Source organism: Gottschalkiaceae bacterium SANA, assembly GCA_036323355.1.
Classification (GTDB): domain Bacteria; phylum Bacillota; class Clostridia; order Tissierellales; family GPF-1; genus GPF-1.
Window position 1 is genome coordinate 576335 of record AP028876.1, and the last position, 13592, is coordinate 589926.

Sequence of the window (13592 nt, forward strand, 5' to 3'; positions counted from 1 at the left end):
TGTGCAGACTATGATAAAATAAAAGAAAAGAAAGTAGAAGTGGTTGGAAAAGGGCGGGAGGGATAGTTATGATTCAAGCGATGCTGACAAGACAGTCGAGCCGTTCATTTACCCGAGATTCCTTAAAGCAAAAGCGGGAAATGATCGATCAAATTTTGCGTGATTCAAAAATGGGACCTTTAGGCCATCCCATTGACTTATTGCGGGTTTCTCCACTGGAATTAAAAAAACAGGGGATTGGTCAATTGGCTACTTTTGGCGTAATTTCAGGAAATACAGAATACCTATTTGGAATTATCCCAAATACCCGTGCGGGCCTCGTAAATTATGGATATGCCATGGAAAAGGTTGCTATTTCTCTTTGGAAAGAGGGGATAGGATCTTGTTGGTTAGGGGGAAGTTTTAAGAAAAGTAAGTTGGAAGCCCTGTATTTAATGAAAGAGACGCGAAGTATACCGGCGGTTTTGGCCATTGGTATTCCCCATAAGGACCAGTCTATGGTGGAGCGAGTGGTAAAATTGAAAACAAGGCCAGTGAATCGGAAGCCATTTTCAGACTTGTTTTTCGATAGAGGATTTCATCAGGCCTTGTTGATTAAGCCAAACTCGAAATGGGAGACCATTTTTACCTGTGTACAGCGGGCCCCATCCGCTAGAAACGCACAGCCTTGGCGAATTGTCCGGGAATATAACGCCTATCATTTTTATTTACGGACTCGAGAGGAAACCAATTTGAATCGGATCGACATGGGTATTGCTATTTGTCATTTCGATCTTGCACGAATGGAACTTGGAATTGAGGGGAATTGGCGCGTGACCAGACCCTTGGAAAATCAAAATTATAAATACTTTATCAGCTTTGTAAAAGAGAAGGAGTGGGCATGAAATCAGCCATCGAATGGGATTCATCGGAGAAACAACAAGTCGTCGATTTTTTGATTCATGTATTTGAGAATCATGAATTTGTTAGTGTAGAATCGATCAATGAAATCTTTTACCAATCTGTATATTTGGGCGGAGAAACCTACATGGCAAGTTTTCGAGACGGTCAAGCGATCGCTGTTGCAGCCATGATTGTAGAGGCGATTGAGCGAGATTCTATCGTATACTTCAGCACCTGTTATTGTTTGGAGGGTCAGGAAGATTATTTAGAGAAAATGATCGAATCCTTAGAGAAGAAAGCGAAAATTTGGGGTGCAACGATTTCAAAGATTGGATTGCGGAAGGAAAATAATAGCTTGAAGGATCGTCTTTTACCTAGCTTGGCTTATTCTCCCACCTATCGGATCGTTCAGATGGGGAAAGAAGTCCAAGGGGAAGTGCGTTTGCCTGAAGGATTTAGCGATCAGATTGTAGGCTTAGATTTCTTAGAAAAATATGTCGATTTGCACAATGAAGCCTTTCTTAAGACTCCCAACAGCGGCGAATTGTCCTTAGGTGAGGTTCAGGAGTTGTTGGAACGTCAAGAACAGGGACAAGCTCGATTGGGTTTTCTGGTTCACCGCGGAGAATTCGTTGGAACCTATCTTTTATCCATGGAAAAGGAAGTGTTATGGGCGGATGCCATAACCATCAATCCAAGATATCAGGGACAAGGTTGGGGAAAAATCTTGATGCAAAACATTGAAAATCAAGCTGCTTCCATGGCGAAGTCGCTTCATCTTTTGGTCGTAGATGCCAATGCGACCGCCTTTCATCTTTATCAGAGGTCGGAATTTTTAGAGGAAAAAGTGTATAGCGAATGGTTTGAAAAGAGCCTATAATAAAACCCACGATTCTATCTTGTTTACATAAGAGGGAAATCGTGGGTTTCATTTATCGTGCGATGCACACATAAGGGACAGAATTCTCACTAAGAGGAGACTTGTCGAAACCACCGAAGGTTTGCAGGTCTTTAAAGCCTGCTTCTTTCAACAAGTGCTCTAGCCTTGCTTTTTTAAGTGGGATCAGGGGAATGGAGTTTTTCAAAATTTGATTTTCTGTTTCCAGCTTCAAGGCAGTCTGAAAATCGATGCGTCCGTCTGGCCGTTTGATATAGGTGCGAGTGAATTCCAGGCTTGGTGTTTTGATGGTGGCTAGCCCCAGGCTCTCTTTTTCCATGATCATGTCGTAGTGGATCATTTGCAGACGGAATTCTCCGCCGGCTTTTAAAAGGGCCTTCACTTTTCTTAGAAACCGCAGCAGAGCTTGTTCATCAGGAAGATGAACCAAGGTATTGCCCAAACAAAGAATACGATCAAAGTGATCATTTGGGAAGTAATGGTCAATGGCCATCATATCCATGGTGGCGTAGTGAGCCCCCGTATGGGCATGGTTGCAACGGGCTAGACGGACCATGGTTGGATCCTTGTCGATGGCATGGATCTGAAATCCGTCAGTGGCTAGACCTTGAGCAAGAGTGCCCGTGGAACAACCGATATCGAGTATGGTACTGTTGGGCGCTAAGTCTTCTTTGGCAAAAGCCCATTTACCTTGGGTAAGGGGAAAAATCTCGTCATAGTAGACGGAAATTGATTCATAAAAATTCATAAAAACCTCCTTTGTCTTACGTGAAAATGATACCCAATTTCAGTGAGAAGTATGCCTTTTGTGGTAAGATAAAGGCATCGAGGTGAAGTGATGAAGTTGAAAAAATGGTGGGTACTCGAAAAAAGCATGATGATGATTGCCATATTTGTTCTGGTTCTTGTTTTTGAGCGCGCAGCCTCTACACGCCGTGAGATCTTGTTGCTCGTGAGTGGTGGTTTGTTATTAATGGGTATCATTCGAAGTCGTTTGAGAAGACCGTGGGTGCTTGCGGGATCTTATTTGGCAGATGGATTCTTATTGATCTTATTGGAGTTTTATTCACGATTTGCAATCAACCTTGCCATTCAAGGTATTTATATTCTTTTGATTGTCGATGCTTATCGGTATTTAGACAAGAAGAAATTTCTGGGAGTTGGCATTGGAATTAGCTTTGTCGGGATGGCAAAATTTATTCAGCAGATTGCCTTGGAGGCGAACTTTTTAATTTTGTCTCAGACGATATTTTTCGGCATGATACACGGTTTGGTGTTGACAACGCTGTGGTTTTCACGCTCTTATCGGGAAGAAAAGGAAAAAATCGAGCAAGCAAATCGCAAAATTGAAGCCTTAAGCCGGGATCGGGAGCGGGCACGTCTTGCACGAGAACTCCACGATTCCATCGGACATTCTTTAACCGCGTTGATCATGCAGCTTGAGATCGTCAAGCGATCAGAAGATACGCTTTCAGATTCTGGGAAACAGGGCTTGGAAGAGGCGGCTGATAGCGCGAGGCAAACGCTGACAGAGGTGCGAAGCGTTGTAGATGCACTTCAGGAAGACGAAGTCGAGAATAGCTTTCAAGAGATGTTGAAGAAATTGTTGCGAACCTATACCGAGAAGACTCGGATTCGGGTGCAAGTGGACGGAATGGATTGCTTGCCAGCCTTTCTTTCGCGAGAGGCTTTGGATTTGTATAGAATTATTCAAGAGTTTTTGACAAATACAGGACGCCATGGTCAAGCCACGGAGATTCACATACACTGGGCGATGAATTCAGAGTTTTTGATCCTCACAATTACAGATAATGGCGTGGGGGCAGAATCCATTGTTTGTGGGAATGGCTTGACAGGGATGAGGGAGCGTGTGGGAAGACTGGGCGGGGAGATTGATTTTTCGGGAGAAAATGGATTTCGAACGAGAATTCAGATTCCTAAATGATTCATTTTTCGACAAAGAGTTACCCCCTCGGAAAATCCAAGGGGGCGGAGGAGTATTGGACATTAATCAGCTTAATATAGGGGGAAAGCTAATTAGAAGAAATTTCTCTTCAATATTTTCATACCCATTATTTAAAAAACTATCAGATAATTCACAAAAAAATAGCGACTAGGTTTTATTGAAAGGATGGGAAAATGGGACAAGGAATTTATCACTATTTCGGATATGATCTTTCCTTTGAGGAGCGAACTGAAGAAATTAGCAAGGCGGGATTTGAGTCGACCATGCTTTGGTGGGGAGATGAAGACTTTATCCCCTTGTCCAAAGCGGAGCAGGTTGAATGTGTCCGTCGGGCTGGACTAAAGGTAGAGAATGTTCATGCACCCTACGCCCATATTTGGAAGCTTTGGGCCAAGGACCTGCAAATTGCTGCTGAAGCGCAGCAAGAGTATTGCCGCTATATCGATGAATGCAAGGCTTATCAAATACCTATGATGGTTGTTCATGGGATGTCTCAGGAGCCCATCGAGGATGAGCAACAGGGATTTGAAAGTTTTAGCCTATTATTAGCGCATGCAAAGGCGGCTGGAGTAACATTGGCCGTGGAAAACACCATTGAGGATTCACGGTTTGATCATCTCTTGGAACAATTGATTCCCGAGGGAATGAAGTGGTGCTATGACTCCTCTCACGATTGGATATATAGCGAGTCTCCAACACGATTGTTAAGTACGTATGGAAAGGCACTTGCATGCTTGCATCTTTCGGACAATGATGGCCAATTTGACCGGCATTGGCTTCCGGGAAAGGGACTGGTTTCTTTTGAACAGATTCAAGAACTCTTAAAAAATCAAGGCTTTGACGGACAGTGGTCACTGGAGGTCTTTCCTCAGGAGGTGATAGGCTCGGCGAATGCTTTTTTGTCCGAAGCAAGGGAACGATTAACATGGGTCATGGAAGGAGCGAGGCATGAAGCTAAGGTATAGAAAAGCGGATCCCTTGGATGATGAGGATCTTCGGATACTGATGAAGGGAATGAATGATCCCGAGATTCAGCATCTAGTGACGCCGAATTTTGAAGAAGGTCCCTTGTCGATCGTGAATCTGGTCGACTATCGAACCAGCATTTTAGCCTCTCATATCGTCAACCATCAATTCATTATTTTCGATGGAGACAGACCCATAGGAGACCTTTCGTTAATGGAAGATCCAGAGCATCTGTTTCTGCGGATTCCACATAGCGGATGGCTAGGGATTTGTATTTCGGATGGTGCATATCGAGGCAAGGGGATTGGTAGACAGGCCATGCAATTTATAGAGAATTTTGCCTGGGACTTGGGCATGGTTCGGGTCGAACTTGGTGTGTTCTCATACAACGAGCGAGCGGCGAACCTTTATCTGAAGATGGGCTATCATGAAATTGCACGGATTCCAAACTTTGTCTGGTATCAAGAACGATGGTGGGCGGATATTCGAATGGAGAAAATAAACCCCTCGCAGAGCTAACTCGCGAGGGAATTTTTATGTGGATTCTATCATGGGAAAGATCTCGAGGCTCTGTGAAAGAATCCCATTCAGTGCTGCCAAAAGAATACCGTAGTTGGTGATGGGCAGTTCTAGGGCACGACATTGATTCAAACGCGACCGCATGGTCTTTTCGTTAAGCATGCAGGAACCACAATGAATGACGAAGTCATAGTCTGCCAAGTCTTCGGGGAAATCGTGGCCCATGGTAAAGGTGAATTGCAAATCTTTACCGGTCTTTTTTTGGAGGAGCTTGGGGATTTTGACCCGTCCGATATCCTCATGGGAATGATTGTGCGTGCAGCTCTCTGCGATCAATATTCGACTATGTTCATTTAATTGATCAAGGAATTTGATTCCCTCTACAAAGAGGGAAAGATCTCCCTTGTGTCGTGCAAAGAGGGTGGAAAACCCTGTTAATGGAATTTGATCGGAGAGGGTTTCTGAAACAAAATGGAAGGCCTGTGAATCTGTCACGGCGAGATCAATCTTCGGGTGGTCTCGAAGGGTTTGTTTTAATTCCGTATCGCGACAGACCAGGCATCGAATGCCATGATCCAGACAGTCGCGGATGACTTGCACTTGCGGCAAGATCAACCGTCCCTTGGGGGCTTCCGAATCGACCGGAACAATTAAGAGAACCGTACTGCTAGCCGGCAGGAGATCACCGAGGATTGGTTTTTCTTTTTGTTCTGTTTGGAGTTTTTTTATCAGTGCAGTTTTTAACTCCAGAATACCAACTTCTTCTTCAGTCGAAACGAGCTGAGCGGAAGGGTATTGTTCCAAAAGAGATTGTCGTTGATTCTCTTTGAGTAGGTCAATCTTGTTGATTACCAAAAGATGGGGGATTTGATACTGCTGAAATCGCTTTTGTACCTCCTCGAATGCTTGCCAATCCGGATCGGTTGCATCGGTCACATAGAGGGCAAAGTCAGTCTTTTGCAGGATTTTCAGGGAGCGTTTCACACGTAGATCCCCTAAAAGACCTTCATCATCAATGCCTGCCGTATCGATAAAGACAACTGGACCATGGGGAAGCAGTTCCATGGTTTTTTCTACAGGGTCCGTGGTTGTGCCCAAGACTGCTGAGACCAGAGAAATTTTTTGACCAATTATGGCATTCATCAGGGAAGATTTTCCTGAATTTCTTTTCCCGAAAATTGCGATATGGTCGCGATTCGCTTTGGGTGTCTGTTGCATGAGTACCTCCTATAGATAGAGATCACGTTCGCCGTTTTGGATTCGTTTGATATTTTCTTGGGTCAGGGCGCGAACTTTTAGATTTTCAATGTTTTGAATTTCTTTATCGATCAAGGCAAAGCCTTTTTCTCGGATTTCGTCATCCCCGTAATCCAATAGATATTCCGTCAGGGTCATGAGGGCGTTCGGGGTACAGATATTACCGATTTGTCCCGATTTGGCCAAGCGCATAAATCGGTCCCCGGTTCTACCGGAACGATAACATGCTGTGCAGTATGAGGGAATTACATCGTCGTCAATCAGGGATTTCAGGACTGCCAGAGGGGTGCGGTGATCGGCTGTTTCAAATTGCACAAGTTCTACGCCTTGTTCTTTTAGGGTGTATCCGCCGACATCGGTACAAGATCCTGCGCTGACTTGGCTGATGCCGTGTTGAATCAGTTTTTTTCGCATAGCTTCTGTTTCCCGGGTGGAAAGAATTAATCCTGTGAAAGGAAGGGCCAGCCGGAGAATTGCGACAAGTTTCATAAAGGTGAAGTCGTCAATAATATGGGGATATTCATCTAGACTCATTCCTTCTGCTTTTTTTAATCGTGGAACGGAGATGGTATGGAATCCAACCCCGTGGGCTTTTTCCAGATGGGCATTATGCATCATCATGGCGAGTACCTCGAATTTCCATGGTCCTAAGCCAAAAAGAACCCCGCCGCCTACATCGTCAATGCCCGCTTCCATGGCGCGATCGAATGCTGTCAGATGGTAGGTATAATCGCCTTTCAGGGAATGAGGATGCGTCTTTTCATAGCTCGCTTGGTGGTAGGTCTCTTGAAAGAGAATATAGGTACCGATCTCTGCATCTTTTAGGCGTCGATAATTTTCAACCGTTGTTGCCGCAATGTTCACATTGATTCGGCGAATGGCATCCTTCTCCGTTTTTGTGGTGTATACGGCGTCGATGGCGTCGAGGATATAATCGATGGTGCAATTGACGGGATCCTCGCCCGCTTCCAGGGCAATGCGCTTGTGGCCGCTCTTCTCCATAATTTGGGTCTCACTCTGGATCTCTTCCCGCGATAATTTTCGGCGTGGGAAGTCGTTGTCGCGTTTGTAGCCGCAATAGGTACAGGAGTTGACGCAATAATTGCTGACGTAGAGGGGAGCGAAGATCACGAGTCGATTGCCATAGATTTCTTCCTTGATGGAACGGGCAATTTGAAAGAGCTGCTGGAGTTCTGAATCCTTGGTGATATTTAATAAGATGGCAATGTCTTTTGGGGATAAAGCCTCTTTGTTTTTTGCTTTGGTTAAAACATTTTGAATGGCCTCTTTGTTGGCGTGTTCGGTTTGTTCTAAAAGATTTTGTATGGATTCGTGATTAATGATCATTTTTTTTCCTCCTTTGGCTATGGTCTCCGCGGGTCATGTTGACGCGGAAGCCTGCAGATGCAATTCGACCTTCAATGCATTGTCGGCAATGGGCCGCTTCGTCACCGGTACAAATCTTTCCGTCGTATAGAGCGTAAAGCTCTCGGACCGAGGTGGGAGACAGATTGGGCATGACGACATTGGCGCCGGCAAGCAAACCTTGTTCTCTTCCATGCGGATTCACCGAACCCAAGGCGGTGGTAGCCGGAAGAAGCACGTCTGGCAAAATTAATCGAATGATCGACAAAAGCAGACAGGTCATTTCCAGGGTTCCCGGATTGGCATTTGCCAGGGGGGTGTCTGATTGGGGAAGAAAGGGTCCGATTCCAACCATATGTGGCTGAAGTTCCTGTAAAAACAACAGATCGTCAATCAAATCATCTTGGGTTTGACCTGGGGCACCCACCATAAATCCAGCGCCTATTTGAAAGCCGATCTCCTTGAGATCTTGAAGGGATTGAAGACGTGTGTGATTCTCTTCTCCTTGATGAAGAGAGGCGTATAGGGAGGGGGAAGCAGCTTCGTGGCGCAAGAGGTAACGATCTGCTCCTGCGGCATAGAAGGCTTGGTAGGCACTTCTTGGCCATTCTCCAACAGATAAAGTAATGGCACAATCGGGGTATGTTGCCTTGATTCGCTTTACCAAAGACACAATTCGGTCTTCAGTATAATAGGGGTCTTCTCCTCCCTGTAAGACAAAGGTGCGATAACCAAGCCAATAGCCTTGATCGCAAGAGGTCAGGATCTGATCCTCTGTTAGCCGATAGCGTTCGACAGATTTGTTGGAGCGGCGGATCCCACAGTAGAGACAGTCTCTTTTACAATAGTTTGTAAATTCGATGAGTCCGCGCATATAAACATCCAGACCATAGTGATCGCGGCGGGCATGAATGGCTTGCTGCTTCAGTGCAACAAGTGCAGCATCATCAAGAGCTTCAAAAAAGGAGCGCCACTCTTCACGTGTCAAGAATCGTTCATTTGTCAACTTTTCAATCCAGTTCATGTGAAATCTCCTTTTTCGAAATGGCTGTTTTTACTTGGACATTAGGAATTCTTCCCAAACGTCCTGTTAGCGTGTTGATGGCATCTAAGGATCCTAATAGGGTGATTGTGATCACGGTAAGACCATGTTCTGGCATGGGTAAGCCCATTCGTCCTTTGACAATGCCCTTAAATTCAGCGATGCAATTATTGAATCGATGTTGGTTTTGTTCCGGATTTTCCAGGATTGCGCTGATTACAGCAATTCTTTTCATAGTTCCTCCCAATAAAAATAGCGTTTTCAGTAAGAAAACGCGCACAAGAGAAAGCAGACCCAGGGTCTGTTTAAGCTTTCTTTCGACGCAGATTTCTTTGTCGTCAGAGTTAATTGGATTGTCAAACACGCAAGGAGTCACAAGACGCCTTGGTGTTGTTAATACTTTAACAAAAATATGTAATGATTACAACATGAAATATTTACCATTTTAGTATTAAGCTTTGTTTTTTCTTGCCAATAACTAAGGCTCTCCCTCATAATAGAAAGTGGATGAAAAGGAGTGATATGGGATGAAGGATAGGAAAACAAAAATTGATGAATATTTTAAAAAAATCGACAAATTGGGATGGGATCTTAACCTTCGATCCATATTTGAATTATTAAAATACGTGGGGAACCCACAAAATCAAATCGCGGTTGTTCATGCCGCAGGTACCAATGGAAAGGGGAGTACTCTGGCTTTTCTTTCGTCCATTATGGAAGAGACAGGATTGCAAGTCGGACGATTCACTTCGCCAGCCTTGGTAGATCGAAATGAGATGATTACAATCAATGGTGTGAAAATTTCAGATGCTGAGATGGAACGAGGAATTTCGATGGTTGAAGAGGCCTGCCAGAAAATGGTCGATTCTGGATTTCGGCATCCAACGTCCTTCGAGGTGATGGCAGTCCTTGCATTTCTTTATTTTAAAGGTCAGGTGGACCTCGCTCTCATTGAAACGGGAATGGGTGGCAGACTGGACGCAACCAATGTGGTAGCGGAAGCAAAATTGTGTATAATTACACCGATTGGAATGGATCATGAGGCGTTTTTAGGGGATTGTTTGGAGAAAATTGCTATGGAAAAAGCAGGTGTTTTTCGCCCAAAAGTACCCGTTGTTTCAGCTCCGCAAGAAAAGCAAGTAGAAGCGACTCTGCGGGAAAAAGCACAGTTGATTGAAGCGCCGTTTATTCTGATTGACAGGTCAAATCTCTCAGTCTTAGAAGAAGGAACTTCCCTCCGATTTATTTATCGTAGTGTTGAGTACAAAACTGAAATATTAGGACGCCATCAGGCGGTCAATGCTGCTGTGGCAATTGAATCAGCAAAGCGATTGGACAAAATGGGCTGGTCCGTGACAGATGAAGATTTGCTTCAAGGCATTTCAAAGGCTCATTGGCCTGGGCGGTTTGAAATTTTACGAAGAGATCCCTTGGTGGTGATTGATGGTGCTCACAATGCGCAGGGCATGCAGGCCTTAAATCATGCGAGAAAGCAGATTTTAAAGGGTGAATATCGTGTGGTAGTTGGTATTTTGGGTGAAAAGGACATGGGACCTGATTTTTTAGAAATACTAGGAGAGGCTAGCGAAGTATGGACGGCGACGCCAAATAATCCGAGAGCATTGTCCGCTAGTAACCTGTCAACCAGACTATTGAAACAGGGAATTAAGAGTGAAGCAGTAGAGGATTTTGAAGTTTTAATTGATTTACTAGCAAGTGAATCCACTTTGAGTGGTTCTTTTCCCTGCTTGATATTTGGGTCTCTTTATTTGATTGGACCCTTGGGCAATGCTTTGAAGAGGAGGTTGAAGAATGATTCGTGTTTTAATTGTGGATGACCAAGAGATCATGCGACATGGACTTAAGATGATATTGGGACAAGAATCGGATTTGGAGGTCGTCGGAACTGCGGGAAATGGAGAGGAAGCCCTTGCTTTTTGCCGGACACACGAGCCGCCGGATGTGGTCTTGTTGGATATTCAAATGCCAGTGATGAACGGGGTGGAGACAACCAAGGCATTGAAACTGTTCAACCCTAACATTCGGGTTGTGATTTTAACAACCTTTCATGACGATGACTATATCTTTGATTCCTTACGGGAAGGTGCTCATGGGTATTTGTTGAAGGATGCGCCGCCTGAAACGATTGTTCAGTCAATTCGCGCGGTTTATGAGGGTGGAGCGATGATTCAGCCTGAGATTGCATCAAGAGTCATTCGACAATTCAATAAAATACGGGATGAACGCCCTCTTTTTATGGGGGGCGCTAAAGAAAATTTGACAAAAAGAGAAAAAGAGATTTGTCTATTGATCTCACAAGGGTTAAATAACCGTGAGATTGCAGAGAAATTATTTCTTAGTGAAGGAACGGTGAAAAATCACGTGACGCGAATCTTGGATAAATTGGATTTAAGGGACCGGACACAATTGGCGATCTACACATTACATAAGTTATAGAGAGGGTTCCGATGGGAAAATTACAAGGGATTTGCAGAAAAATGAGTGGATTATTCCTTTTAGTTATGTTGTTGGGAAATACTGCTTGGGCGGAGTCGGATGCAATTTCAATTTCATATTATGACAATTATCCTCTGTGTTTTCAAGATGAAAAGGGGCAGCCTCAGGGTGTTTTTATCGATATTATGAATGAAGTGGCCGATCAGGAAGACTGGAAAGTAGAGTACGAGTATCACACTTTAAAGGAACAGCTAGCCCTTGTTGCCGAGGGGAAGGTTGATCTTGGGATGGCAGTCGCATATTCAGATGCGCGAGCCAAGCAAGTACGATTTCAGCTTGAAACAATCTATTCCAATTGGGGACAGATTTTTGTTGGGGTGGATGAAATTGCCGTTGACTCTTTAGAGTCTCTGGCGAAATATCGTATCGCTTTGGTTCGAGGTGATATCTACTCAATCGAGCTAGAAGAAAGTTTCGAATTTTTGGGGTTGGTTAAGAACTTTGTTTATGTGGATGGGTTCACTGATGTATTTAAAGCGATTGATGGGGGAAAAGCGGATGCAGGCGCGGTTGCCAGAACGTTTGGTCTCTTGAATATGGATAAGTATTGGGTGAGGGCTACGACATTGGCAATTCGTCCTGCAAAAGTGAAGATTATTGGCGCACCGGGCCAAGAAAATCTGCTTGCAGGGATCGATCGATGGATGTTGGTTGTCCAAGAGGATCCAAATTCGAAGTATTACAATATTTTATCTAGATGGCTTCGGGAAGAGGTGCGGGATGAGGTTGTTCCAGAATGGCTATTCTGGGTGTTGGCAATTGTTGTCCTTATGGGTCTTTTGTCTTTGGGATTCGTTTATTTTTTGAGGAAAATGGTGGCGAAACAGACCCAGGAATTGACCTATTTGGCTTATCACGATTCCCTTACAGGCTTACCGAATCGCCGCACCATGAATCGACTGATTAAAGAAAACTACCTGGAAGAAGGATATGATTTTTTGTTGATTGACTTAGATCAGTTTCGGCGGGTCAATGATTTGTACGGACATGAAATGGGAGACCAATTATTGGTTGAATTTACTTGCAGAATGGAGAAAATCCTTCCGAATTCAGCGATTCTTAGTCGTTTAGGCGGAGATGAATTCACCATACTCTTGCCTCGTGGTCAGGGCGAATTGATTGCGAATCAGTTGTTACAGATCATGAAAAAGCCGATTGAAGTGGGTTCAGAAACCTTTGAGATTGAGATGAGCATTGGTCTTGCGCATTTACCAGAGGACGGCGAAGATTATGATACCCTGACGCAGAAAGCGGAAATGGCTATGTATCAGGCCAAGGGGAAAGGAAATGAAAAGATTCAATGGTTTCGAGTAGAAATGGAAGAAAAGCTCCATCAAACCCATTGGTATCTGAAGTATATGAGAGGGGCAATTGGACGAAATGAATTCTATTTGGTCTATCAACCGATTGTAGACACATATACCCAGAAAAGGGTAGGTGTAGAAGCCTTATTGCGCTGGAAACATGACGGTCAGATGATTCCACCTTCGATCTTTATTCCTATTGCAGAGCAATCTGGATTGATCCATGAGATCGGTGACTGGGTTGTGATCGAAGCTATTTCTCAAATGATAGCTTGGCGTGGACAAACAAATAGTCCACACTTTGTGAGCTTGAATTTATCTGCGATCCAATTGAATCATGAAGGGTTTATCGATCACTTGGATGCTATGGTGGATCGTTTAGGTGCAGATAAATCAAAGATCCATTTTGAGGTGACGGAAAATGCTGAGATTGAAAAAATCGGCCATTCTCGTCTTGCCCTGGAATCCTTAAAGCGAAGCGGTTATCATATTTCTCTGGATGACTTCGGCATGGGGTATTCGTCTATGAATTATTTGAAAGAATTGCCCATTGACACCATGAAAATTGATCGAGCTTTTATTATGGAGATTGGTCGAGATTGTGAAAGTGAAATTTTGATTGAAGAGTTGCTGATTTTGGCAAAGCGGTTGAATCTGATGACGATTGCGGAGGGCGTTGAGACCGAGGAACAATGGCTGTTTCTAAAGGAACATGGATGTCCGATGATTCAGGGATACTATTATGGTCGGCCGGTATTGCCAGATGAATTGATGAGAAGATGACCAACAAAAGCCTTTCCGCTGGAAGGGCTTTTGTTGTCTAGTGAGATTCAATTAACTGCCAGAGGGAGTCGACTTGCCGTGTTTCAAGACGAT

Annotated in this window: 13 protein-coding genes; 8 read left to right on the plus strand and 5 right to left on the minus strand. The window is 44.2% G+C overall.

Features of this window, described 5'->3' with window-relative positions:
• Positions 1–68: 68 nt before the first annotated feature.
• Both AC25CA_RS02865 and AC25CA_RS02870 read left to right on the plus strand, forming a co-directional pair.
• On the plus strand, positions 69–884 hold the full coding sequence (locus AC25CA_RS02865; protein ID WP_486815534.1) for a nitroreductase family protein: 816 nt from the start codon (positions 69–71) through the stop codon (positions 882–884).
• On the plus strand, positions 881–1762 hold the full coding sequence (locus AC25CA_RS02870; protein ID WP_486815535.1) for a GNAT family N-acetyltransferase: 882 nt from the start codon (positions 881–883) through the stop codon (positions 1760–1762). Before AC25CA_RS02865 ends, AC25CA_RS02870 begins: the two co-directional genes overlap by 4 nt.
• 52 nt (positions 1763–1814) lie before the next feature.
• Here the strand turns inward: AC25CA_RS02870 and AC25CA_RS02875 are convergent, their stop codons facing one another.
• Positions 1815–2528, minus strand: a complete 714-nt coding sequence (locus tag AC25CA_RS02875) for a class I SAM-dependent methyltransferase (RefSeq protein WP_486815536.1) — start codon at positions 2526–2528, stop codon at positions 1815–1817.
• A 90-nt stretch (positions 2529–2618) separates the two neighbouring features.
• Between AC25CA_RS02875 and AC25CA_RS02880 the strand changes: the two genes are divergently transcribed.
• From AC25CA_RS02880 to AC25CA_RS02890, 3 genes are all read left to right on the plus strand, one after another.
• Entirely contained in the window at positions 2619–3725 is a 1107-nt protein-coding gene (locus AC25CA_RS02880; RefSeq protein ID WP_486815537.1) for a sensor histidine kinase, read from the plus strand.
• A gap of 194 nt (positions 3726–3919) precedes the next feature.
• Positions 3920–4711, plus strand: a complete 792-nt coding sequence (locus tag AC25CA_RS02885; protein ID WP_486815538.1) for a sugar phosphate isomerase/epimerase family protein — start codon at positions 3920–3922, stop codon at positions 4709–4711.
• Complete coding sequence (locus tag AC25CA_RS02890; RefSeq protein WP_486815539.1) at positions 4695–5231, plus strand: GNAT family N-acetyltransferase; 537 nt, start codon at positions 4695–4697, stop codon at positions 5229–5231. Before AC25CA_RS02885 ends, AC25CA_RS02890 begins: the two co-directional genes overlap by 17 nt.
• Before the next feature lie 15 nt (positions 5232–5246).
• Here AC25CA_RS02890 and hydF read toward each other — a convergent pair whose 3' ends face one another.
• From hydF to AC25CA_RS02910, 4 genes are read right to left on the minus strand one after another with little or no spacing between them, the layout of a single operon-like run.
• Complete coding sequence (gene hydF / locus AC25CA_RS02895) at positions 5247–6449, minus strand: [FeFe] hydrogenase H-cluster maturation GTPase HydF (protein ID WP_486815540.1); 1203 nt, start codon at positions 6447–6449, stop codon at positions 5247–5249.
• Positions 6450–6458: 9 nt separating this feature from the next.
• Positions 6459–7835: a [FeFe] hydrogenase H-cluster radical SAM maturase HydG gene (gene hydG, locus AC25CA_RS02900; RefSeq protein ID WP_486815541.1), complete on the minus strand. Its 1377-nt coding sequence runs from the start codon at positions 7833–7835 to the stop codon at positions 6459–6461.
• Positions 7825–8877: a [FeFe] hydrogenase H-cluster radical SAM maturase HydE gene (gene hydE / locus AC25CA_RS02905; protein WP_486815542.1), complete on the minus strand. Its 1053-nt coding sequence runs from the start codon at positions 8875–8877 to the stop codon at positions 7825–7827. The genes hydG and hydE overlap by 11 nt, the downstream gene beginning before the upstream one ends.
• The gene (locus AC25CA_RS02910; RefSeq protein WP_486815543.1) at positions 8864–9130 is read right to left on the minus strand and encodes a TM1266 family iron-only hydrogenase system putative regulator; all 267 of its coding nucleotides are present in this window, start codon (positions 9128–9130) and stop codon (positions 8864–8866) included. Before AC25CA_RS02910 ends, hydE begins: the two co-directional genes overlap by 14 nt.
• A gap of 292 nt (positions 9131–9422) precedes the next feature.
• Between AC25CA_RS02910 and AC25CA_RS02915 the strand changes: the two genes are divergently transcribed.
• The 3 genes from AC25CA_RS02915 to AC25CA_RS02925 are packed head-to-tail and all read left to right on the plus strand — an operon-like array spanning position 9423 to position 13499.
• Positions 9423–10733: a bifunctional folylpolyglutamate synthase/dihydrofolate synthase gene (locus AC25CA_RS02915; RefSeq protein WP_486815544.1), complete on the plus strand. Its 1311-nt coding sequence runs from the start codon at positions 9423–9425 to the stop codon at positions 10731–10733.
• Complete coding sequence (locus AC25CA_RS02920) at positions 10708–11352, plus strand: response regulator (RefSeq protein ID WP_486815545.1); 645 nt, start codon at positions 10708–10710, stop codon at positions 11350–11352. Before AC25CA_RS02915 ends, AC25CA_RS02920 begins: the two co-directional genes overlap by 26 nt.
• An 11-nt stretch (positions 11353–11363) precedes the next feature.
• Entirely contained in the window at positions 11364–13499 is a 2136-nt protein-coding gene (locus AC25CA_RS02925) for an EAL domain-containing protein (RefSeq protein ID WP_486815546.1), read from the plus strand.
• Positions 13500–13592: the final 93 nt, after the last annotated feature.